Annotated in this window: 21 protein-coding genes and 1 other annotated feature; of the genes, 17 read left to right on the forward strand and 4 right to left on the reverse strand. The window is 67.9% G+C overall.

Annotation, left to right across the window (positions count from 1 at the left end; translation table 11 throughout):
• Positions 1-31: 31 nt before the first annotated feature.
• Positions 32-1,293, reverse strand: a protein-coding gene (locus tag G9373_RS26990; RefSeq protein WP_167117635.1) for an IS3 family transposase whose coding sequence is annotated in 2 segments (ribosomal slippage) — positions 32-996 and positions 996-1,293 — 1,263 coding nt in all. Because the reading frame shifts where the segments join, the coding sequence is not laid out codon by codon here.
• Positions 878-1,009 (reverse strand) — a sequence feature (AL1L pseudoknot). It overlaps the preceding gene by 132 nt.
• Positions 1,294-1,603: 310 nt before the next feature.
• Here G9373_RS26990 and G9373_RS26995 point away from each other — a divergent pair.
• From G9373_RS26995 to G9373_RS27015, 5 genes are all read left to right on the forward strand, one after another.
• On the forward strand, positions 1,604-2,842 hold the full coding sequence (locus G9373_RS26995; protein WP_005263037.1) for a helix-turn-helix domain-containing protein: 1,239 nt from the start codon (positions 1,604-1,606) through the stop codon (positions 2,840-2,842).
• 151 nt (positions 2,843-2,993) lie between these two features.
• Complete coding sequence (locus G9373_RS27000; RefSeq protein ID WP_133986441.1) at positions 2,994-4,640, forward strand: substrate-binding and VWA domain-containing protein; 1,647 nt, start codon at positions 2,994-2,996, stop codon at positions 4,638-4,640.
• 86 nt (positions 4,641-4,726) lie between these two features.
• Positions 4,727-7,087 carry an arylsulfatase gene (locus G9373_RS27005; protein WP_133986442.1) on the forward strand — a complete coding sequence of 787 codons (2,361 nt, stop codon included), beginning with the start codon at positions 4,727-4,729 and terminating at the stop codon, positions 7,085-7,087.
• Between the two features lie 13 nt (positions 7,088-7,100).
• Complete coding sequence (locus G9373_RS27010; protein ID WP_133986443.1) at positions 7,101-8,030, forward strand: HAD family hydrolase; 930 nt, start codon at positions 7,101-7,103, stop codon at positions 8,028-8,030.
• A gap of 111 nt (positions 8,031-8,141) precedes the next feature.
• Positions 8,142-8,555: a DUF1622 domain-containing protein gene (locus tag G9373_RS27015; RefSeq protein ID WP_005263040.1), complete on the forward strand. Its 414-nt coding sequence runs from the start codon at positions 8,142-8,144 to the stop codon at positions 8,553-8,555.
• Between the two features lie 18 nt (positions 8,556-8,573).
• On the opposite strand, the gene G9373_RS27020 is transcribed toward G9373_RS27015, so the two are convergent.
• Both G9373_RS27020 and dapD read right to left on the reverse strand, forming a co-directional pair.
• Positions 8,574-9,965 carry an amino acid permease gene (locus G9373_RS27020; protein ID WP_005263042.1) on the reverse strand — a complete coding sequence of 464 codons (1,392 nt, stop codon included), beginning with the start codon at positions 9,963-9,965 and terminating at the stop codon, positions 8,574-8,576.
• Positions 9,966-9,969: 4 nt separating this feature from the next.
• Positions 9,970-10,923 carry a 2,3,4,5-tetrahydropyridine-2,6-dicarboxylate N-succinyltransferase gene (gene dapD, locus G9373_RS27025; RefSeq protein WP_167117638.1) on the reverse strand — a complete coding sequence of 318 codons (954 nt, stop codon included), beginning with the start codon at positions 10,921-10,923 and terminating at the stop codon, positions 9,970-9,972.
• Positions 10,924-11,063: 140 nt separating this feature from the next.
• Here dapD and G9373_RS27030 point away from each other — a divergent pair, with 140 nt between their 5' ends.
• The 11 genes from G9373_RS27030 (at position 11,064) to G9373_RS27080 (ending at position 20,526) form a co-directional block, all read left to right on the forward strand.
• Positions 11,064-12,017, forward strand: a complete 954-nt coding sequence (locus tag G9373_RS27030) for an SMP-30/gluconolactonase/LRE family protein (protein ID WP_167117642.1) — start codon at positions 11,064-11,066, stop codon at positions 12,015-12,017.
• Positions 12,018-12,058: 41 nt separating this feature from the next.
• Positions 12,059-13,132, forward strand: a complete 1,074-nt coding sequence (gene dapE / locus G9373_RS27035; RefSeq protein WP_167117645.1) for a succinyl-diaminopimelate desuccinylase — start codon at positions 12,059-12,061, stop codon at positions 13,130-13,132.
• A gap of 42 nt (positions 13,133-13,174) precedes the next feature.
• Positions 13,175-13,972, forward strand: a complete 798-nt coding sequence (locus G9373_RS27040; RefSeq protein ID WP_007298742.1) for a TIGR00730 family Rossman fold protein — start codon at positions 13,175-13,177, stop codon at positions 13,970-13,972.
• Positions 13,972-14,529: a TIGR00730 family Rossman fold protein gene (locus G9373_RS27045; RefSeq protein WP_043788732.1), complete on the forward strand. Its 558-nt coding sequence runs from the start codon at positions 13,972-13,974 to the stop codon at positions 14,527-14,529. The genes G9373_RS27040 and G9373_RS27045 overlap by 1 nt, the downstream gene beginning before the upstream one ends.
• 84 nt (positions 14,530-14,613) lie before the next feature.
• Positions 14,614-16,389 carry a long-chain-acyl-CoA synthetase gene (locus G9373_RS27050; protein WP_167117648.1) on the forward strand — a complete coding sequence of 592 codons (1,776 nt, stop codon included), beginning with the start codon at positions 14,614-14,616 and terminating at the stop codon, positions 16,387-16,389.
• 94 nt (positions 16,390-16,483) lie between these two features.
• A complete protein-coding gene (folP, locus tag G9373_RS27055) occupies positions 16,484-17,383 on the forward strand; it encodes a dihydropteroate synthase (RefSeq protein ID WP_005264628.1) in 900 nt (299 codons plus the stop codon).
• A gap of 29 nt (positions 17,384-17,412) precedes the next feature.
• Positions 17,413-18,339, forward strand: coding sequence for a glucosyl-3-phosphoglycerate synthase (locus G9373_RS27060; protein WP_005573403.1), 927 nt, complete (start codon positions 17,413-17,415; stop codon positions 18,337-18,339).
• A gap of 52 nt (positions 18,340-18,391) precedes the next feature.
• The gene (locus G9373_RS27065; RefSeq protein WP_005239244.1) at positions 18,392-18,703 is read left to right on the forward strand and encodes a DivIVA domain-containing protein; all 312 of its coding nucleotides are present in this window, start codon (positions 18,392-18,394) and stop codon (positions 18,701-18,703) included.
• Positions 18,700-19,275 carry a DNA-3-methyladenine glycosylase I gene (locus G9373_RS27070; RefSeq protein ID WP_005573402.1) on the forward strand — a complete coding sequence of 192 codons (576 nt, stop codon included), beginning with the start codon at positions 18,700-18,702 and terminating at the stop codon, positions 19,273-19,275. The genes G9373_RS27065 and G9373_RS27070 overlap by 4 nt, the downstream gene beginning before the upstream one ends.
• A gap of 150 nt (positions 19,276-19,425) precedes the next feature.
• Positions 19,426-19,593, forward strand: a complete 168-nt coding sequence (locus G9373_RS27075; protein WP_003936084.1) for a DUF3117 domain-containing protein — start codon at positions 19,426-19,428, stop codon at positions 19,591-19,593.
• Between the two features lie 90 nt (positions 19,594-19,683).
• The gene (locus G9373_RS27080) at positions 19,684-20,526 is read left to right on the forward strand and encodes a putative RNA methyltransferase (protein WP_007298738.1); all 843 of its coding nucleotides are present in this window, start codon (positions 19,684-19,686) and stop codon (positions 20,524-20,526) included.
• A 9-nt stretch (positions 20,527-20,535) separates the two neighbouring features.
• On the opposite strand, the gene glgA is transcribed toward G9373_RS27080, so the two are convergent.
• Positions 20,536-21,705: a glycogen synthase gene (glgA, locus tag G9373_RS27085; RefSeq protein ID WP_005264634.1), complete on the reverse strand. Its 1,170-nt coding sequence runs from the start codon at positions 21,703-21,705 to the stop codon at positions 20,536-20,538.
• Positions 21,706-21,826: 121 nt separating this feature from the next.
• Here glgA and glgC point away from each other — a divergent pair, with 121 nt between their 5' ends.
• A complete protein-coding gene (gene glgC / locus G9373_RS27090; protein WP_005239253.1) occupies positions 21,827-23,041 on the forward strand; it encodes a glucose-1-phosphate adenylyltransferase in 1,215 nt (404 codons plus the stop codon).
• Positions 23,042-23,056: the final 15 nt, after the last annotated feature.

The following is a 23,056-nucleotide window of genomic DNA, read 5'->3' on the forward strand; positions in this document are numbered from 1 at the left end:
GAATCGCCCTGGATCGAGTGGAGACTCCGGTTCAGGCCACCTCGGGGGTTGAGGCAGCCGGGGGACGCTGTTCACGATAGCGGGTCTCGTACCAGATCGGCGAGAGATAGTCGATCGACGAGTGCAACCGGTCCGCATTGAACCACCGCACCCACTCGGCGGTTTCCCTCTCCACCTCGGCCCGACCGCTCCACGACGCGGCACGGTCGATCAACTCGGTTTTGTAGAGACCGATCGTCGATTCCATCAACCCGTTGTCGAGGGCGTCCCCGACGCTGCCGATCGACCCGGCGATCCCCGAAGCGATCAATGCCTCGGTGAACGCCAGCGACGTATACTGGCTCCCCGCATCGCTGTGATGCACCAAACCCGTTGAGGTGAAACGGATGTCGGCTCTCCTGCGGGTGAACAACGCCTGCTCGAGCACTCCGGTGACCAACACGGTGGTCTTGGATGTCATCACCTGCCACCCGAGGATCCGGCGGGAGAACACGTCGACACAGAACGCCGTGTACACGAATCCGGTGAGTGTCCACACGTACGTAAAGTCCGCGACCCACCACTGATCGGGACGGTGAGGGGTGTCCCATTTCCTGTTGATCAGATCCGGGTGTCGTGGTGCCCGCTCGTCGCTCTCGGTGGTGGTCGTGCGGCGTTTGCCGCGGATCACCCCGCGGATCCCGCAGATCTTCATCAGGCGGGCCACCTGATCGCGCCCGATGACGTCGCCGGCGTGTTTCATCGCCCACCAGATCTTGCGGGCACCGTAGAGGCGCTTGTTGGCCACGTACACCCTGTGCACGGCGTTTGCGGCGTACGCCTCGTCCAGGTCGGTGTCCGAGATGGGTCCGCGCTGCTTGGTCTTGTAGTAGGTGGACGGGGCGATGCTGATGCCGTGCTCGGTGAGCACGGCACAGATCGGGTCGACCCCGAATTGGGAACGGTAGGCGTCGATGTAGTCGACGATCACCGCAGTCGGCGGTCGACCTCCGCCGCCGCGAAAAACGCGCTCGCGGTTTTGAGAATCTCGTTGGCCCTACGCAATTCGGCGTTTTCCTTCCGCAGCGCCTTCAGCTCGGCGGCGCTGGCGGCGGCCGAGGACTCGGGGGCGGTGCCGGTGTCGGAACCCTCACGGTCGATCCAGTTCCGGAGCGTATCGGGGTTGACGTCGATCAGCGCTCCGACGTGGCGGCGGGCTGCGACCTTCGTGTCGCCGTGCTCGTTGATCCGATCCCGGTACATCCGCACTGCCCGCTCACGGGTCTCGGTGTCGTACTTCCTCGGTGCTGGCATGACTTCATTCTCCTGGTTCAATCAGGAGTCTCCACCCGACCCAGGACAGTTCACACCCCGGTCTGTGGCACCTCACACCCGCGGGGATGCCGGGAGGGCCCCGCTCGGCCCGGAGCCGAGACTCGACCGGCGGTCGATTCGCCGCCGGACACGGGACCGGACGACGGCCGTCCACGTCGGATCGCCCGTATTCGCCCTGGACAGGGCTCTGTCGTGATACAACGGTGACAGAAGCGAACCCTCGTTATGTTTTCGTGATGTCGATGGTGCGGGAGTTCGGTGTCATCCACATATGGGAGTGATCAGATCTATGACGAATCATAGTTCGGGGCCGGGTTCGCAGATCCTCGTCGACGGCAGGCCCGCCTCCGCCCCGCTGCGCGACACACTGACGGTCGCGCAGAAACTGGTCCGGCATTTCGCCGACAACGTGACCCCGTGCGGTTCGCTTCCCGGCGAACAGCTGCAGAGCGACGTCATGGATTTCACGATCGTCTGCCTCGGCCTCGGTATCCAGATGCTCGACGAGGGCATCAGCCCGACGGACGAGGACCTCGCAGAGGTGCGCAACAGTTCCGCGCGCTGGGCCCGCGAGGGATTCCCGTTGAAGCTCGTACTCCGCATCCTGCACGAAGGTATCCAGGAGGCCGGCGACCTCGTCGCCTCGAACGCCCGCGAGGAAGACCTGCCCGAACTCCTGGTCATCCAGAAGGTGATGTTCAGCCTCCTCGAATGCGTGACCGTCGCCGCCACGACCAGCTACGTGGAGGAACTCGAAGCCGTCAACAGCGAACGTGACGGTGCCGCGGTCAATCTCGTCACGGCGCTGCTCAGCGGCAGAAAGGCGGCGACCGCCGCGCGGCACGCGGGCGTGGAGCTGGCCGACGAGTACGTGGTGCTGGGACTGTCGATTCCGTCGCATCCCACGGAGGCCGTGACACACCGGCGCAAAACCGTCGTCGCCCGGCAGAAGCTCCGCCGGTTGCAGATCGAGCTCGCGGACGCCGCGGGTGGTGCCGCCCTCTGTTCGCTGAGCCCGGACGGTGGAACGCTGTTGCTGCCCGGCTCACCCGAGCGGGCCTGGATGGTGTCCCTGCTCGACCGCATCGGAGCGGCCGCCGGAGTTCCGCTCACCGCCACGGCAACCCGGGTTCGCACCGCCGGTATCCCCGCGGCTGCCGACCAGGTCCACGAACTCCTCGACCTCGCCCATCAGCTGGCGCTGGAACCGGGTCTCTACGAGATGGACGATCTGGCGCTCGAATACCAGCTCACCCGGCCCGGACCGGGCAGAAGCCACCTGGCGCGGCTCCTCGAGCCGTTGCAGGGCTCACCCGAACTGATCGAAACGCTCGAGGTGCACATCGGCCACGATCTCAATCGGCAGCGCACCGCGAAGCAGATGCACCTTCACACCAATACGGTGGACTACCGGCTCAAGCGGGTGGCGCAGCTGACGGGCTGCGATCCGACCCGCCCGTCCGGGCTGCGGCAGATCCAGGCCGCGCTCGTCGCCCGCCGGCTCGAGGTCGCACAACCCGAGCGCTGACCCGCTGGTCGCCCCCGAGGCGGAAGAGGGCTCCGACCCGTCACTCGCGCAGCATCGTACGCTGCACCGTTCGCTACGATGTGGGGCGGATTATATTCGGTCCGGGTGTGTCGGTGGACGTCTCGTGACCGAAATGTTAGGGAGGCAGACGATGGCCGGAGGGCGTCATTCGAGCGCGGGGCAGGAGCGCGGTGGTCGCTCGCCCGGGTTCTACGCGGTGTGCGCCGCTGTCGTGATCGGGCTCGTGGCCTCCGTGGTCGTCGTCGTTCAGGCGGTGCGCTCCTGGGCCGACGACTGCGATCAGGTCACCGACTACACGCTCGCCGCCGACCCGAGCATCGTGCCCGCTCTGAACCGCATTCTCGGCGAGGCGAAGGACACCGACCTGGGCTGCGCGAACGTCGCTGTCAGCGGCGCGACGTCCGGCGACATCGCGGGACGGCTCGGCAAGGGAACAGACGCCCCGGATCTCTGGATCCCCGACACCGGCGCCTGGGTGGGCAAGGCGGCACTCACCGCAGCCGGTCCGGTCGAGGTGATGTCGGGTTCGATCGCATCGTCGCCCGTTGTCCTGGCGTCCCGCGAGGCGGACGCCCCCACGGCGCCGACGTGGCTCGCGGCCCTCCAGATCAAGGACATCCAGCTGGGCAACCCCCTCGTGACCGGGGTGGCGCAGGCTCCGATAAACGCGGCACTCGCCGAGGGCCAGGCCGATCCCGTGTCCGCGGGGACGGTGCGGGCGGCGCTGGTCCCGCTCGCGCAGGAGGAGAGTGCACGCACCGCGGACGAGCCCGTTGGCGAGGAGATGCTGCAGGGCGTCGTCGACAACGGCGGAGTTGCCGTGGCCACCGAACAGTCCGTGCTCGACTTTTCCGACGGTGACGGCGCGCGCACGCTCACCGCGACGGTGCCCCCGACGGGCAGCAACTTCATGAACTTCCCGCTCGTCGTCACGTCGCCGGCCCCCGACCGGCACTACAAGGCCACCCAGGTGGCACGTGCCGTCGCCGCGGTTCTCGGTGGCGAGGAGGCCCGCGCGGTACTCGCGGAGCACGGATTCCGCGGACCCGACGGGAGTCCACTGGCCGACGGCCGCGGTGTCGGCAGGGTCACCAAGCTCGCGCTCGAGGACGAGTCGGCACTACAGGACGCCCTCGGCGGGTGGGCGTTGATGGCACTACCCATTCGCACGCTCGTCGCGATCGACGTGTCGGGGTCGATGGAGACCCCCGCAGGCAGCCGGTCGCGCATGGATCTCACGGTCGATGCCGCACTCGCCGGCAATGCGATGTTCCCGGACAGCGTGTCGGCGGGGTTGTGGGCGTTCTCGCAGGGCCTCGGTGGGGGACCGCAGGACTACAAGGAGATGGTCCCGATCCGCCGCTACGACACGGTGGTCGACGGTCTCACGCAGCGCCAGCTGATGGCGCAGCAGGCGGGGAAGGTCGACGCGCTGATCGGCGGCGGCACCGGTCTGTACGACACGACGCTCGCCGCGTTCCGGACGGTGCAGGAGACGTACGACCCGCGCGCTGTGAACAGTGTGATCATCCTGACCGACGGCGCAAACGAGGATCCGGACTCCATCACGAAGGAACAGCTCCTGAGCATCCTGCAGCGTGAGACGGATCCGGCCCGGCCCGTCATCATCGTGACGATCGGCATCACCGACGACGCGGACGCGGCCACCCTCGCCGAGATCTCGCGGGTGACCGGAGGATCGAGCTACGTCGCGAAGGATCCCGCCGACATCGCCAACGTGTTCGTCAACGCATTGGCGGCGCGCGGTCGCAGCTAGCGGAATACTGTTCCGGCGCACTAGCCATCCATCGGTCGACAGTGCTTGGGTGAAAGGGGGAGTCGGACCCATTCGAGGAGCTCGTCATGGCCAAGCCGTTCAGAGGTGTCGTCAATCTCGATATTCGGGACTCGATCCCGGATTGGGGTCCCTACGAGCAGCCGAAGGCGCCGCCCGGTTCGCCGAACGTCCTCTACATCGTGCTCGACGACGTCGGTTTCGGAGCGATGGGCTGCTACGGCGGGCCGATCGAGACCCCGAACATCGACCGGATCGCCGCAAACGGTCTGCGGTACGGCCAGTGGCACACCACCGCCCTGTGTTCCCCGACGCGATCCTGCCTGCTGACGGGGCGTAACCACACCACCAACGGGATGGCCTGCATCAGTGAGTGTGCTGTCGGATTCCCCGGTGGGAACGGGCACATCCCTCCCGAGTGCGCTACCCTCGCCGAGATCCTGGTCGAGCAGGGCTTCAGCACCGCGATGGTCGGCAAGTGGCACCTGTGCGCCGAGGACGAGATGAACCTGGCGTCAACGAAACGGAACTGGCCGGTCGGCCGCGGCTTCGAGCGCTTCTACGGCTTCCTCGGCGCGGAGACGAACCAGTGGTATCCGGATCTCGTGCACGACAACCACCCCGTCGAGCAGCCCGCCACCCCGGAGCAGGGCTACCACTTCAGCGTCGACATCACCGACCACGCGCTCGACTACCTCGGCGACGTCAAGGCGATTGCCCCGGACAGGCCGGTGTTCCTGTATTACGCACCCGGCTGCGCCCATGCCCCGCACCACGTGCCCAAGGAGTGGGCCGACCGCTACCGCGGCAGATTCGATGACGGATACGAGGCGATGCGCGAGCGGACCCTGACCCGGCAGAAGGAGATGGGCCTCGTACCTCCGGACACCGAGTTGCCGCCGCTCAACCCGATCGGCACCCCCGACTCCCGCACCGGACCCGACGGTCAGCCGTTCCCACCGCTGGACTTCACCCGCCCCTGGGACACCCTGTCCGACGACGAAAAACGGCTCTTCGCGCGCATGGCCGAGGTGTACGCGGGATTCCTCTCGCACTGCGACGACCAGATCGGCCGACTGCTGGCCTACCTCGAGGAGATCGAGCAGCTCGACAACACCATCATCGTGGTGGTCTCCGACAACGGCGCCAGCGGGGAGGGCGGACCCAACGGTTCGGTGAACGAGAACAAGATCGCCAACAGCGTGCCGGACGATCTCGCCGAGAATCTGGCCAAGCTGGACCAGCTCGGCGGCACCGAGACCTACAACCACTACCCGAACGGGTGGGCGATGGCCTTCAACACCCCGTTCAAGATGTGGAAACGCTACTCGTTCAACGGCGGCACCAGCGATCCGTGCATTTTGTCGTGGCCGGCCGGGATCGAGGCCCGCGGCGAGACCCGCGACCAGTACCACCACGCCATCGACATCGTCCCGACTCTGCTCGACTGCCTCGGTGTCGAACTCCCCGAGACGGTGAAGGGGTACACCCAGCACCCGATTCAGGGCGTGAGCATGCGCTACAGCTTCGACGCCGCCACCATCCCCACCGCCAAGCACACCCAGTTCTATTCGATGCTCGGCGGGCGGGGCATCTGGCACGACGGCTGGAAGGCCGTCACCACCCACCCGACGCTGAGCGGGTGGAGTCGTTTCCCGGAGGACACCTGGGAGCTGTACCACACCCAGGTGGACCGCGCCGAACTCCACGACCTCGCGGCCGAGGAACCCGGCCGACTCGCCGAGCTCGTCGGGCTGTGGTTCCACGAGGCCGGCGCGAATCAGGCGTTGCCGCTCGACGACCGCTCGCCCGTCGAACTCCTCACCACCCCACGCCCGCAGCTCGCGCCCCCGCGCAACCGCTACGTCTACCGACCCGGCGGCGCGGAGGTACCGGAGGCGGTGGCGGTCAACCTCCGTAACCGCTCCTACTCGATCGGGGCGCTCGTCGACCTCCCCGAACCCGGTGCCTCGGGGGTGCTGTTCTCCCACGGCGGTAGGTTCGGTGGGCACTCGCTGTACGTCAAGGACAACCGGCTGCACTACGTGTACAACTTCCTCGGCAGCGATCAGCAGAGGATCGATGCGACCGAGGACCTGCCGACCGGGGAGAACCTCATCCTGGCCGCGTCGTTCGAGAAGGACGGTGAGGACCCACCCGGGACCGCCCACGGCGTCCTGAGCCTGTATTACGGCGACCGCAAGGTCGGCGAGGGCCGAATCCGAACGCAGCCCGGCAAATTCAGCATCGGCGGCGGTGAGGGTCTCAACGCCGGCCGGGACAGCGGCGAACCCGTCACCGACGACTACCCGGGTTCGTCACCGTGGGCCTTCACCGGTGGGACGTTGAACCGAATCGCTATCGACGTCAGCGGCGAACCGTTCGTCGACCTCGAACGCGAAGCCGCGGCCATGCTCTCTCGCGAGTGAGAGCGGAAGCGCCATGACAGAACCTCTTCCGAGCTGGCGTGAGGGTGACTGCAAGACCGCGATCCTGGGATTCGTCGGGCGGGTGACGGCGGAGGACGTCCCCGTGGAGGATCGGATCGCGGTCTTCGACAACGACGGCACACTGTGGTGTGAGAAGCCGATGCCCATTCAGCTCGACTTCATCCTGCGCCGTCTCGTCGTCATGGCCGAGCACGATGAGGATCTTCGCACCCGTCAGCCCTGGCAGGCCGCCTACACGCAGGACTACGGCTGGTTGAACGACGTCATCACGCGGCACTACAACGGCGACGACAGCGGCGTGAGAGAACTCGCCGCCGGTGTGCTGACCGGTTTCGCCGACGTGACCGTGGAGGAGTTCGAGGCCGGGGCGGACCAGTTCCTGCGCACCGCCCGGCATCCGACCCTCGACCGGAACTACCTGGCGTGCAGTTACGCACCGATGGTGGAGTTGCTCGACTACCTGGCTGTCAACGGGTTCCGCAACTACATCGTGTCCGGCGGTGGCCGTGATTTCATGCGGCCGATCAGTCACGACGTGTACGGCATTCCGCGGCAGCGGGTCATCGGCAGCGGGGTGTCACTGGCCTGGAAGCACGACGGGCGCAGCGGCGCGATCGTCCGCAGAGCGGAGGCGGACGTCCTCGACGACGGACCCGAGAAGCCGGTGCAGATCTGGAACCGGATCGGCAGGCGACCCCTGCTGGCGGCGGGAAACAGCAACGGCGACATCCCGATGCTGCAATTCGCGGAGGCACCGGACCGGCCGTCGCTGCGGTTGCTGCTGCGCCACGACGACGCCGCCCGCGAGTTCGACTACGTCGCGGGCGCCGAGGAGGCGCTCGCACTGGCCGGCACCCACGACTGGACGGTCGTCAGTATCGAAAACGACTGGGCAACGGTTCTCCCGCCGCAACTCGAATAGTCCGAGGAATCCTCGTGGGTTCGCCGCGAATCGGGGAATCGACGCCTGGCGTGATACTTGGAACGACCGGGCTCGACTGCGAACACCGTCCCGAACAGGAACACTCACACCATGGACACTGTCAGGTTCTTCGAACTCGCAACCGAAGTGTTCGAAGTGCTCGGTGTCCTCGCGATGATTGTCGGGTTCCTCTTCGCCTTCTTCCTCGCGGTGCGCGCGTGGAAGCGGACCGGAGACGGCACTCAGGCGTTCAAGACCCTGAGGGAGTCGCTCGGGGGCGCGATCCTGCTCGGCCTGGAATTGCTCGTCGCGGCAGACATCGTCAAGACGGTCACGTCGACACCGTCACTGACCGATGCCGCCGTCCTGGGAGTGATCGTGCTGATCCGCACCGTGCTGAGCCTGTCCATCGAGATCGAAATCGACGGTGTCGCACCGTGGCGGAAGGCGTTCGTGACCGGACCGCAGGTGCTCGCCCATGCGGCGCGCTCGTCCGCGGGGCAGGAGTCGAGTTCGGGCCGGTGAGTCGCCGGCCCGAACCGGTCACACCGTCTGCGACCGCTTGCGCAGCCGGGTGTTGAGCACACCGAGCGCCGCGATCGCGAGGAACAGGACGCACGTCGAGATCAGCTGGGTGCGGGCGTCGGTGTCGAAGAGCATGAGCACGACGAAACCGGCGAGCATTGCGAGCGTGACGTAGCTGAGCCACGGGAACAGCCACATCCGCACGGTCAGCTTGCCCTCGCGTTCGAGCCGCGGGCGCAGTCTCAGATGCGAGACGACGATGAAAATCCAGATGACCAGGAGCGCCGAACCGACGGCGTTCAGGAGAAGTCCCAGGAGGTCGTCCGGCAGCCACCAGTTGAGCAGGACGCTGACGAAACCGAAGAACACCGACAGCAGCACCGCATTGAGGGGTACCCCGGAATTCGAGATCCGGGCCATGAACGCGGGACCGTCGCCGCGCCGGGACAGCGAGTACGCCATCCGCGACGTGCCGTAGATGTTGGCGTTGAACGCCGACAACAACGCGACCACGACCACCAGTTCCATGAACCCGGCCACGTACGGGATGTGCGCCTGGTTGAGGACGGCCACAAACGGTCCGCTCTTGAGGTCCGACGAATCCCAGGGAAGGACGAGGACCATGATCGAGATCGAACCGAGGTAGAAGACGCTGATACGCCAGACGACGCTGCGCACCGCCACGGCGATCGACCGCTCGGGATCCTCGGATTCGGCGGCGGCGATGGTCACGATCTCGATGCCGCCGAAGGCGAACGCCACCACCAGCAGTCCCGCGGCGACACCGGCGAAGCCTTCCGGCATGAAGCCGCCGTGGCCGAAGAGGTTGGTGGTGCCCACCGGTTCGGTGTCCGGCAGCAGGCCGAACACCAGCAGCACGCCGATCACCAGGAACGCGATGATGACGGTGACCTTGATGGCGGCGAACCAGAACTCGAACTCGCCGAAGTTGCTGACCTTCGCGAGGTTGACGGCCGCGAAGAAGATCACGAACACGAGGGCGACGACCCACTGCGGCACGCCGGGCAGCCAGCCGCTCACGATGCCGGAGGCGCCGGTGATCTCGGCGCCGAGCACCATGATCAGCATGAACCAGTAGAGCCAGCCCATCACGAATCCGGCCCACTCGCCGATGCCGATCCGCGCGTAGTGCGAGAAGGATCCGCTGGCGGGGATCGCCGCTCCCATCTCGCCGAGCATCCGCATCACGAAGACGACGATGATGCCGGCGAGAAGGTAGGAGACGAGGACGGCGGGACCGGCGGTCGCGATGCCGACACCGGTGCCGAGGAACAGTCCGGCACCGATCGCGGAACCGAGGCCCATCATCGTGAGGTGACGGACCTTCAGGCCCCGGCCCAGGGTGCTGGTCGAATCGCTCACGGTGCCGGGTGTTCGCGTACCGCTCACCGGGTCAGTCGTTTGCGTGCAGAGCGGCGTTCAGTTCCACGCCGGTGCCCTTCCACGGCACGACCTCGACGGCTCCCGACACGGAGTTACGACGGAACAGCAGGTTGGACTGGCCGTTGAGTTCCTTGGCCTTCACGACGGTGCCGTCCGGCCCGGTGACCTTGGTGCCCGCGGTCATGTACAGGCCGGCCTCGAGGACGCAGTCGTCGCCGAGCGAGATGCCGAGACCGGCGTTGGCGCCGAGCAGGCAGCGCTTGCCGACGGAGATGGTCTCCTTGCCGCCACCGGACAGGGTGCCCATGATCGACGCACCGCCGCCCACGTCGGATCCGTCGTCGACGACGACGCCCGCGGAGATACGGCCTTCGACCATGGAGTTGCCGAGCGTACCGGCGTTGAAGTTGACGAAGCCCTCGTGCATCACGGTGGTGCCGCTTGCCAGGTGGGCGCCGAGGCGGACGCGGTCGGCGTCGGCGATGCGGACGCCGGACGGCACGACGTAGTCGACCATGCGCGGGAACTTGTCGACACCGAACACGGTGACCACGCCGCGGATGCGCAGACGCGACCGCACCTTCTCGAAGCCCTCGACCGCACAGGGACCGAAGTTGGTCCACACCACGTTGGACAGCAATCCGAACAGACCGTCGAGGTTGACGCCGTGCGGGGTCACGAGGCGATGCGAGAGGAGGTGAAGGCGCAGGTAGGCGTCGTGGGCGTCGACCGGCGGCGCCGACAGGTCGGCGATGGTGGTGCGCACCACGACCTGGTCGACCTCACGCGCCTCGTCGGGTCCGGCGAGAAGTGCCAGATCGGAGGGGATGTCGCCACCCTCGATCCGCACGGTGCCCGCGTCGTCGAAGTTTCCCAGCTCGGGCGCCGGGAACCAGGTGTCGAGGACCGTGCCGCCGACGGTCACGTTGGCGATGCCTACTGCTGATGCTCCCTGTGTGCTCACGGCAGTAAAGGTTACTGCCTCATTACTCGGGCATTCCCAGCGGTCGTTATCGGGCGTGATCGAATCGAAACCGAGCGGGTTCCGGCGATGTGGGGGACCATGCACGGGGCACGTGGGACACACCGGGAAAGGTCGTGGGAATGCGCATGTCGCACTGGGGTCGATTCATCGGAGGAGGCGTCCGGGCCGTGGCCGCGGGTGCGCTGCTCGCCGGGGCCGTGTCGGTGGTGGCGCCGCAGACCGCGTCCGCCGCTCCGGTGTGCCCGGGCACCGGCCAGGCACCGGTCCTCGTCGGGCGGGTGCCGGGAGCGGCGCTCGAGGGAGTCGCCGTGGACGGCGGCGGCCGCCTTTACACGACGGACCTTCTGAGCGGGCGGGTGTTCCGCCTCGACGCCCCGGGAGCCCCCGCGGTCCCGGTCGCGACGGTGCCGGACGGCGGGGCCGGGGCGCTGGCCTGGGCGTCGGACGGTTCACTGCTGGTGGGGTACGGCGCGGACGCCCGCGTGTTCCTCGGCGACATCCTGCGTCCGGGTGCGATCGCGAAGCTGAACACCGCGACCAACGTGCTCACCCCGTTCGTATCGGGCCTGAGCGCGGCGAACGGACTCGATGTCGCCGCCGACGGAACCGCATACGCCACCAACGACTTCGGAACCCAGATCGGACGGGTGTTCCCCGACGGGCGGGTGGAGCCCCACTGGGCGACGCTGCCCAGCGCCAACGGCGCGGTGCTCGGCGCGGACGATCGGTACCTCTACGTGTCGCGGACGTTCGTGAATCCGGGCGTGAGCCGGATCCCGCTCTCGAACCCCGGAGCGCCCGAGAGCATCCTCGACCTGTCCGGTCTCGACACCTTCGCCGCACCCGACGGTCTGGCCCTGGACTCGAGAGGCCGTCCGGTGGTCCCGGCCAACGTGCGCGGCGAGATCTGGCGCCTCGACTCGCCGGGGCGGTACTGCGTGCTGGCGTCCGGTCTGCCGACGTCGAGCATGGTCGTCTACGGGCAGGGGTCCGGCGGCTTCTCGGCGGGACGGCTGTTCCGCATCGGCTTCGACGGTGCGATCTACGAGATCCCGGGCGGCTTCGACGGGTAGCAACGCCCGAGCGGGCGGACGGGTCGGCTTAGGGTGGACGGGTGAGCCCACTCGACCTCCACGCCGATCCCATCGACCTCACCGCCGCCCTGGTGGACATCCCGAGCGTCTCGCACGACGAGTCGGCGATCGCCGCCGCCGTCGAGTCGGCGCTGCGGGAGCAGGCCACCGGTTTCGAGATCATCCGAAACGGCAACGCCGTGCTCGCCCGGACCGATCGGGGACTGCCGAGCCGGGTGATGCTCGCCGGTCACCTCGACACGGTGCCGATCGCGGACAACGTGCCCTCGCGGCGTGAGGGCGATCTGCTGCACGGATGCGGAACGGTCGACATGAAGTCGGGTGACGCGGTGTTCCTGCACCTCGCCGCAACCATCGAGAACCTCGCGCACGATCTGACCCTGGTGTTCTACGACTGCGAGGAGATCGCGGCCGTCCACAACGGGCTCGGACGGATCGAACGCGAGATCCCCGAGTGGCTGCGCGCGGACGTCGCGATTCTCGGCGAGCCGACGGGAGGCCTCATCGAGGCGGGATGTCAGGGCACGTTGCGGGTGACGCTGACCACCCGCGGCACCCGCGCGCACTCCGCGAGATCGTGGCTGGGCGACAACGCGATCCACCGCTTCGCCCCGGTTCTGCAGCGGCTGTCGGACTACACCGCGCGGTCGGTGGACATCGACGGCTGCGTGTACCGGGAGGGGTTGTCCGCCGTGCGGATCGCAGGTGGGGTCGCAGGCAACGTGGTTCCCGACGCGGCGGAGATGGACGTGAACTTCCGCTTCGCCCCCGACCGCAGCGCCGAGCAGGCGATCGACCACGTGCGGGAGGTCTTCGACGGGATCGAGCTGGGTTTCGAGGTCACCGATCTGTCGCCGGGAGCCCTGCCCGGGTTGAGCGACCCGGCGGCCGCGGCCCTGATCGAGGCGGCGGGTGGCGAGTTCCGCGCCAAGTACGGGTGGACCGACGTCTCGCGTTTCTCCGCGCTCGGCATCCCGGCCGTGAACTACGGTCCCGGTGACCCGAACTTCGCCCACAAGCGGGACGAGCACGTGCCCGTGCAGCAGATCACCGACGTGACGACGGTGCTGCGCGCCTACCTGAGCGCCAAGTGACTGCCCGGTGCCCCGAACGGGCCACCCGCTAGCCTGGGGCGCATGGCACCCGAGAAGAACACTCACGGCCGGAAGTCCTCGTCCGTGAAGCACCGGGGTCCGGTGCAGTTGAGGCGCGCCCGCAAGGACGACACCACCACCGACGAGCGGTTGCTCGACGAGCGGGGCTCGACCGACTGGGTGCACACCGACCCCTGGCGGGTACTGCGGATCCAGAGCGAGTTCATCGAGGGGTTCGGTGCCCTGGCCGAGGCGCCGCGCGCGGTCACCGTCTTCGGTTCCGCTCGCACACCGGAGGGCCACCCCGAATACGAGGCGGGACGGGCGCTGGGTGCCCGCCTGGCCGAGGCCGGCTACGCCGTCATGACCGGCGGCGGCCCCGGCGTCATGGAGGCGGCCAACCGCGGCGCCAGCGAATCGGGTGGTTACTCCATCGGCCTCGGCATCGAGCTGCCGTTCGAGGAGGGCCTCAACGAGTGGGTCGACCTCGGCATCAACTTCCGCTATTTCTTCGCGCGCAAGACGATGTTCGTGAAGTACTCGCAGGCGTTCATCTGCCTGCCCGGCGGGTTCGGGACGCTCGACGAGCTGTTCGAGGCGCTGACTCTGGTGCAGACGCGCAAGGTCACGAGATTCCCGATCGTCCTGTTCGGCACCGAGTACTGGTCCGGGCTGGTGGACTGGTTGCGGGGAACTCTCCAACGCAGCGGCAAGATCTCGGAAGGTGACGTCAATCTCTTGCACGTCACGGACGACGTGGAGGAAGCAGTGCAGATCGTCATACGGTCGCAGCAGGGTGTCGACGAAGCTGCCCTGCTCGGGACGGAGGACCAGTGGTGATGCCGGAAACTGTTCCACCGCAGCCGTTCTCGGTGTGCGTCTACTGTGCGTCCGGCCCCGTGGACGACCACTTCCTGGAGCTCGCGTCCCGGGTGGGTGCCGAAATCGGAAAGCGCGGTTGGCAACTCGTGTCCGGCGGTGGCAACGTCTCGATGATGGGCGCGGTGGCCGAGGCCGCCCGCGCGGCAGGGGCGACAACCGTCGGTGTCATCCCGAAAGCTCTGGTGCACAGGGAAGTCGCCGACGTCGACGCCGACGAGCTGGTGGTCACCGACACCATGCGTCAGCGCAAGCAGATCATGGAGGACCGGGCCGACGCGTTCGTGACGCTGCCCGGCGGTATCGGCACGCTCGAGGAGCTGTTCGAAACGTGGACCGCGGGCTATCTCGGCATGCACGAGAAGCCGGTGGTCCTGCTGGATCCGCACGGTCACTACACCGGGCTGCTCGACTGGCTGGACGGGCTGCGGGGCGGCGGTTTCGTGGCGCAGCGCGCCCTCGACAGGCTGCTCGTCCGGGCCGATGTCGGGGAGGCGCTGGACGCCTGCGTCTCCTGAGGCGCCGCCCGGTCCGCGTCGTGGCGCACGTTGTTACCGTGCAGTAAGGTGACCTGACTCATACTGCAGGCCTGAGGGGATGTCATGCGTTCTGAAGCTCGTTCGACGATCGGGGTGGTCGACCTCGCAAGGCGGCTGCCGGCCATGATTCCGGAGCTGCCGATCATGGCGAGAGGGGTCCTCGGCCTGATCCGGACCCCCGACGCGAGGGAATCGATCGGCCTGGTCTTCCAGCGCGCCGCCGCGGCGCACCCGCGCCGCACGTTCCTGCGGTTCGAGGGCGAATCGCTGAGCTACCGGAACGCCAACATCCGCGTGAACCGCTACGCCCACGTGCTCGCCGACCTCGGCGTGGCACGCGGGGACGTCGTCGGGATCCTCGGTAAGAACTCACCCGAGACGCTGCTCATCGCACTCGCCGCGGTCAAGCTCGGCGCCGCCGCCGGGATGCTGAATCACAACCAGCGCGGAGACGTGCTCGCCCACAGCATCTCGCTGCTCGACAGCCGGGTCCTGGTGGCGTCCGAGGCGTCGAGCGAGGCCATGGACTCGCTCGACGAACCACCCGCCGTGCCCTCGGTGCTGTACTTCGACGACCTCGACCGTCTCGCCGAGAAGGCCGGGGACGACAACCCCGAGGTGTGCGAGCAGATCCAGGCCCGGGAGAAGGCCTTCTACATCTTTACCTCCGGCACCACGGGACTGCCGAAGGCCAGCCTGATGAGCCACTTCCGCTGGCTCAAGAGCATGTCCGGACTCGGCAACATGGGCGTCCGGCTGCGCGGCAGCGACGTCCTGTACTGCTGCCTGCCGCTCTATCACAACAACGCGCTGACGGTGTCGCTGTCCTCGGTGCTCGGGTCGGGTGCGACGCTCGCACTGGGCAAGCAGTTCTCGGCGTCCAAGTTCTGGGCCGACGTCGAACTGAACCGGGCCACCGGGTTCACCTACATCGGCGAGCTGTGCCGGTACCTGCTGAACCAGCCCGAGAAGCCCGGCGACCGCGACAACTCCATCCGGCTGATGGTCGGGAACGGTCTCCGTCCGGAGATCTGGTCCGAGTTCACCACCCGGTTCGGGATCTCCCGGGTCGCCGAGTTCTACGGCGCCAGCGAGTGCAACATCGCGTTCGTCAACGCCCTCAACGTCGACCGGACGGCAGGCATCTGCCCCCTGCCGCACGCGGTGGTCGAGTACGACGAGGACAGCGGATCGCCCCGGCGGCACTCCGACGGCAAGCTGCGGAAGGTACGCACCGGCGACGTCGGACTGCTGCTGTCGAAGGTGACGGACCGTGCGCCGTTCGACGGATACACCGACGAGGAGGCCACCGACAAGAAACTCGTCCGCGACGGCTTCGACGACGGCGACTGCTGGTTCGACACCGGCGACCTGGTGCGCCGCCAGGGCTGGTCACACGTGGCGTTCGTCGACCGGCTCGGCGACACGTTCCGCTGGAAGGGGGAGAACGTCGCGACCACCGAGGTCGAGGGCGCACTCCTCGCGCATCCGGCGGTCGAGCACGCCGTCGTCTACGGCGTCGAGATCCCCGGGACCGACGGTCGCGCGGGGATGGCCGCGGTGACGTTGCACGAGAACGAGAAGTTCGACGGCGCCGACGTCGCGGACTTGCTGTTCCAGCGGCTGCCGTCGTACGCGGTGCCGCTGTTCGTCCGCGTCGTCGATTCCCTCGAGCAGACGTCGACGTTCAAGAGCCGCAAGGTGGAACTCCGCAAAGAGGGTTACGACGTCGAGGACACCGACACGTTGCACGTGCTGTCCGGGCGCAGCGACGGCTACAAGCCCTCGTACGACGGGTACGTCGACGAAGTGGCGAAGGGTTCGCTGCCCAAGGGGTAATGCGGCTACGCCGCCCGTGAGTACTTGTTAACCGCCCGCCGTTAACAAGTACTCACGGGTGGTTTCGATTTCGCTGCGTGCCAATATTGGTGACATGGCCGAGACCGACGTACCGCCCGCGCCCGACCACCCGTCGCCCACGCTGTGCGGGCGCCCCGTGGCGGTCGATCGTGCGCTGGTGATGGCCATCGTGAACCGGACACCCGATTCGTTCTACGACCGCGGTGCCACATTCACCGATTCCGCCGCCATGTCGGCGGTCGAACGGGCTGTGGACGAGGGTGCCGACCTCGTCGACATCGGGGGTGTGAAGGCCGGACCGGGTGACGTCGTCGACTCCGCGGAGGAGACCCGGCGGGTGGTGCCATTCGTGGCCGCGATCCGCGAGCGCTACCCGGAATTGCTCATCAGCGTCGACACCTGGCGCAGCGACGTGGCCCGGCTCGCCGTCGCCGAGGGCGCCGATCTCATCAACGACACGTGGGCCGGCGCCGACCCTGCGCTCGTCGAGGTGGCCGCGGAGACGGGCGCCGGCATCGTCTGCTCACACACTGGGGGAGCGGTTCCGCGGACCCGGCCGTTCCGTGTCCGCTACACCGACGTCGTCGCGGACGTCCTCCGGGAAGTGGTGTCGGCCGCCGAGAACGCGGCCCGGCTGGGTGTGCCCGCCGATTCGATCCTCATCGATCCGACCCACGATTTCGGGAAAAACACCTATCACGGGCTCGAGTTGTTGCGGCGAATGGAAGATCTTGTAAATACCGGATGGCCAGTGCTCATGGCGCTGAGCAACAAGGACTTCGTCGGGGAGACTCTAGGGGTAGATCTCGTCGAGCGGTTGGAGGGAACATTGGCAGCGACAGCGATGGCCGCCGCAGGAGGCGCCCGTGTCTTCCGTGTCCACGAAGTTGCCCCCACGCGTCGAGTGGTGGACATGGTGGCCGCGATTCAAGGCCGGCGCGCACCGTCCCGCACCGTGCGGGGGCTGGCATGAGTGCCGTGGGGGCCCGGGCGGCCCGCACGATGGTGGCGGAGGAGCGGACCCCTCGCAGCTGGGCCGAGGCGAACAGCTGGGACCAGCCGTCGTGGAGCATCGCCGAACTCGAACGGGCCAAGGCCGGGCGCACCGTGTCGGTGGTCTTGCCGGCGCTCAACGAGGAGGAGACCGTCGCCGCGGTGGTGGATACGATCCACCCGTTGCTCGGTGGTCTGGTGGACGAGTTGATCGTGCTCGATTCCGGATCGACGGACCTGACGGCGGAACGCGCACGCGCGGCGGGCGCCACCGTCATCAGCCGGGAGGAGGCGGTGCCGGCGTTCCCGCCGGTGGCGGGCAAGGGTGAGGTGCTGTGGCGTTCCGTCGCCGCGAGCACCGGTGACCTCATCGCCTTCGTCGACTCGGATCTCATCAACCCGGATCCGGCCTTCGTCCCGAAGCTGCTGGGACCGCTGCTGACGGCCGACGGCATCCATCTCGTGAAGGGCTACTACCGCCGTCCGCTCCGCCTCAGCGGCACGGAGGACGCCAACGGAGGTGGCCGGGTCACGGAGCTCGTGGCGCGTCCCATGCTGGCCTCGCTCCGGCCGGAGCTGACGTGCGTGCTGCAGCCGCTGGGCGGCGAGTATGCGGGCACCCGGGAGTTGCTGTCGGCGGTTCCGTTCGCCCCCGGCTACGGCGTCGAGATCGGCCTGCTGCTCGACACGTACGACCGTCTCGGGCTCGGAGCGATCGGCCAGGTCAATCTGGGGGTGCGCAAGCACCGCAACCGCCCGCTGTCCGAACTCGGGGTGATGAGCAGGCAGATCATCGGCACGATGATGCGGCGCTGCGGGGTGCCCGACTCCGGGGCGGGTCTGACCCAGTTCCTGGTGGACGGCGACTCCTTCGTTCCTACGACGACGGACGTCGCGCTGGCCGATCGCCCACCGATGAACACGGTGTGCCCCTGACCGCGCGCACCTGAGGGAGGTTGCTGTCGGACGTCCGTGACAGGATCGGGGCATGGTGACAGCCCTGCTCTATCTGCTCGTCATGGCGTTTGTCGGCGCGATGCTGTTCCTCGCCGCCAGTGCGGTGTTCGGCCGTTCCGAGGAACTCGCGCCCCTGCCGCCCGGCACCACACTCACGGCCCTGCCTGCCGAGGGCGTGACGGGCGCTGACGTGGAGGCGTTGCGATTCCAGCAGACGCTGCGGGGGTACAAGGCCAGCGAGGTCGACTGGGCGCTGTCCCGGCTGGGCCGTGAAATCGATTCGCTGCGTGAGCAGTTGGCGGCGGTCGAAGCCGCGTCCGAACGGCCGGGGGATGCCTCGTGACAGCCCCCGAGGACCGGGTGCGGTGCGCGTGGGCGGTCGACACGGACGGGTCCCGGCTGTACCGGGACTACCACGACCTCGAGTGGGGTCGTCCGCTGCACGGCCGCGACGAGTTGTACGAAAGGCTGTGCCTCGAAGCGTTCCAGTCGGGACTGTCGTGGATCACGATTCTCCGCAAGCGCGAGGCCTTCCGGGCCGCGTTCGCCGGGTTCGATCCGGAGGCGGTGGCCCGGTACACGGAACGGGACGTGGCGCGCCTGCTCGAGGACGCGTCGATCGTGCGGAACCGGGCCAAGATCGAGGCGTCGGTGAGCAATGCGCGGGCCCTCCTGGAGTTGTCGGACACCGACCTCGACACCCTGCTGTGGTCGTTCGCCCCGCCGCCGCGCCCGAGCCGCCTCGCCACGGTGAACGACGTCCCGGCCGTCACACCGGAGTCCACCGCGATGGCGAAGGAATTGAAGCGCCGAGGGTTCAAATTTGTGGGCCCTACCACGGCTTATGCACTCATGCAGGCCACCGGGATGGTGGACGACCACGTGGCCGCCTGCTGGGTCCCGATCACTGCCTGAAGTGCCGGTGGACCTGCCTATTCGTGACTCAGGTTCCCGGTACTCGTGTCCATAGGGAAGAATGGATGTCACAAGCCTCGCCGAGTGTTGGCGGGGTGCCAAAATTTGTCGAGGCGCAAGCAGGCAGCGCAGATCTGGAGGGAGCAGAGGATGGCGGCCATGAAGCCCCGGACCGGGGACGGTCCCCTCGAAGCAACCAAAGAGGGACGAGGAATCGTCATGCGGGTTCCGCTCGAGGGTGGTGGACGTCTGGTTGTCGAGCTCACCCCGGAGGAAGCTGCCGCACTCGGTGAAGAGCTCAAGGGCGTCACCAGTTAGTCGAGTGCGGAGAGAACCTCACAGGGCAGGCCCCGTCGCCGTTCTCGGTGCGGGGCCTGTTCCGTGTCCGGAACCGGGAGGCGAACGTTCGTGCTGGCCGATGTGACCGACCTGCTGGCGTGCCCGCAGTGCCGGTCTCGCGTGGAACTCGACGACGGCGCGATCCTGTGCGACCAGGGGCATGCCTTCGATGTGGCGCGTCAGGGTTACGTGAGTCTGATGACCGGGGCCGGTGGCAAGTTCGACGGCGACAGCCCCGAAATGATCGCCGCACGTGCGGACTTCCTCGGCGGCGGCAGCTTCGATCCGCTGATGGACGCTGTCGCCGACGCGGTGGTGGCGGGCACCGGGCCCGGCGACGATCCCCGGATCCTCGAGATCGGCGCGGGCACAGGCCACTACCTGGCGCGCGTCCTCGACGCCGTCCCGACCGGCCGGGGAATCGGACTCGACGTGTCCAAGTACGCGGCGCGGCGCATCGCCAAGGCCCACCCACGCGCCGGCGCAGTGGTTGCCGACGTGTGGCAACACCTTCCGGTGCGGGACCACGTGCTCAGCCACGTCCTGTGCGTGTTCGCGCCGCGCAACGCCGACGAGGCACACCGGGTGCTCGGCGAGCGCGGCTCCCTGGTGGTCCTCACCCCCACCGAGCGGCACCTGGGGGAGCTCGTGGACCTGCTCGGCATGGTCCGGGTGGACAACCGGAAGGTCGAGCGGCTCGGGGCCGCGATGTCCGGGCGGTTCGAGCGCACCGACCACGCGGCCGTGGAGTACCCGATGTCGTTGTCGCACCTCGACGTGGCCCGGCTCGTCGGGATGGGGCCGTCGGCGCGGCACCTCACCCCCGACCGGCTCGCATCCTCGATCGCCGCGCTGCCGCAGGACTATCCGGTGACGGCGTCGGTGACGGTGTCCACCTACGCCCGGCTCTGAACACCTCGGTCAGCGCCTCGACAGCGCGTCCTGGTAGACGTCGAGGGTCTGCTGTGCGATGGCCGCCCAGGAGAACTCGGCGATCGCCCGCGCCCGCCCGGCCTTGCCCATCGCCTGGGCGGTGCCGACGTCGGCGGCGATTGCGTTGACCGACTCGGCCAGCGCCTGTTCGAACGCCTCGGGCTCGTACGAGTTGTAGTGCACCAGACGGCCGGTGACCCCGTCCTCCACCACCTCGGGGATACCGCCGACGTCGGACGCGACGACCGCGGTCTCGCAGGCCATGGCCTCGAGGTTCACGATCCCCAGCGGCTCGTACACGGACGGGCACACGAAGACGGTTGCGGCCGACAGGATCTCCCGCACCTGGTCGGTGGGCAGCATTTCCCGCACCCAGAACACGTTGCCCCGGTGCGCGGCGAGCGCGGCCACGGCCTGCTCGGTCTCGGCGGCGATCTCCGGGGTGTCGGGTGCGCCCGCGCACAGCACCAACTGGATCTCGGGCGCGAAGTGGTGGGCTGCGGCGATCAGATGACCGACACCCTTCTGCCGGGTGATGCGGCCGACGAACGCCACCATCGGCTGGTCCGGGTCGACGCCGATCTTCGCGAGGGCGGAGTCTCTCGGACCTGCGGGCCCCGCATGCCAGACCGACGTGTCGATCCCGTTGCGCACCACGTGGACCCGGTGCGGGTCGACGAACGGGTACGCGTCGAGGACGTCGAGTCGCATCCCGGCGCTCACGGCGATCACCGCGTCGGCGTGCTCGACGGCGTTGCGCTCCGACCACGAGGAGATGCGGTAGCCGCCGCCCAGCTGCTCCGCCTTCCACGGCCTCCGTGGCTCGAGGGAGTGGGCGGTGAGGATGTGGGGGACGTCGTACAACGCGGACGCCAGATGGCCCGCCAGGCCGGTGTACCAGGTGTGGGAGTGCACGACGTCGGCACCGGTCGCGGCGTCGGCCATGCGCAATTCGGCGGACAGCGTCGCGAGTGCCGGATTGGCCCCGGCCAACGCGGGATCGGGGGTGTGCACGACCGCTCCGACGCGCGGAGCGCCCATACAGTGCACGTCCACCTCACACAGCTGCTTCAACTGAGCAACCAGTTCGGTGACGTGTACACCCGCACCGCCATAGATCTCCGGTGGGTATTCCTTGGTCATCATCGCCACCCGCACCGGCCTAACGTAACCGTCCGGGACGCTTCGGGCCACCGCTCTCGGACACATTCAGGTATCGGAGAAACGGTGACTCGGCGCTTCGCTGGCGGGGGGAGTGGCCGCCCGATAGGTTGACAGGGTGAGGAGCCAGCCACATGTGCTTGGAATCGTGCTCGCCGGCGGCGAGGGCAAACGTCTCTATCCGCTCACCGCGGATCGGGCGAAGCCCGCTGTGCCTTTCGGAGGCGCCTACCGGTTGATCGATTTCGTGCTCAGCAATTTGGTCAATGCGGGATACCTCCGCCTGTGTGTTCTGACGCAGTACAAGTCGCACTCGTTGGACCGCCACATCTCTCAGACGTGGCGACTGTCCGGGTTCGCGGGTGAATACATCACTCCCGTTCCCGCGCAGCAACGTCTGGGCCCGCGCTGGTACACCGGTAGTGCGGACGCGATCCTGCAGTCGCTGAACCTCGTCTACGACGAGGATCCCGAGTACATCGTCGTGTTCGGTGCCGACCACGTGTACCGGATGGATCCGGAGCAGATGGTGCAGCACCACATCGAGTCGGGTGCCGGCGTGACGGTGGCCGGGATCCGGGTGCCGCGCAGCGAGGCGTTCGCGTTCGGTTGTATCGACAGCGACGAGTCGGGCCGCATCGTCCAGTTCCTCGAGAAGCCGGCGCATCCGCCGGGAACCCCGGACGACCCCAACATGACGTTCGCGTCGATGGGTAACTACGTGTTCACCACCAAGGTGCTGGTCGACGCGATCCGGGCGGACTCCGAGAACTCCGACTCCGACCACGACATGGGCGGCGACATCATCCCCGCGCTCGTCGAGGCGGGCGAGGCGTCCGTGTACGACTTCAAGGACAACATCGTTCCCGGCGCCACCGACCGCGACCGGGGCTACTGGCGCGACGTGGGAACGCTCGACGCGTTCTACGACGCCCACATGGATCTCGTGTCGGTCCACCCGATCTTCAACCTCTACAACCGCCGGTGGCCGATCCGCGGTGAGACGGAGAACCTGGCGCCCGCCAAGTTCGTGCAGGGCGGCCTCGCGCAGGAGTCCGTGGTCGGGGCCGGGTGCATCCTGTCGGCGGCCACGGTGCGCAACTCCGTGCTCAGCTCCAACGTGATGGTCGACAGCGGCGCGACGGTCGAGGGCAGCGTCCTCATGCCCGGTGTGCGCATCGGCAAGGGCGCCGTGGTGCGCCGCGCCATCCTCGACAAAAACGTGGTCGTCGGCGACGGCGAAATCATCGGCGTCGACCTCGAGCGCGACAAGCAACGCTTCGCCGTCAGCAACGGCGGCGTCGTCGCCATCGGCAAGGGCGTCTGGATCTAGCGGGAGGGCCCCGGA

The sequence above is a fragment of the Rhodococcus sp. A14 genome (genome assembly GCF_011603105.1).
Taxonomy (GTDB): domain Bacteria; phylum Actinomycetota; class Actinomycetes; order Mycobacteriales; family Mycobacteriaceae; genus Rhodococcus_F; species Rhodococcus_F opacus.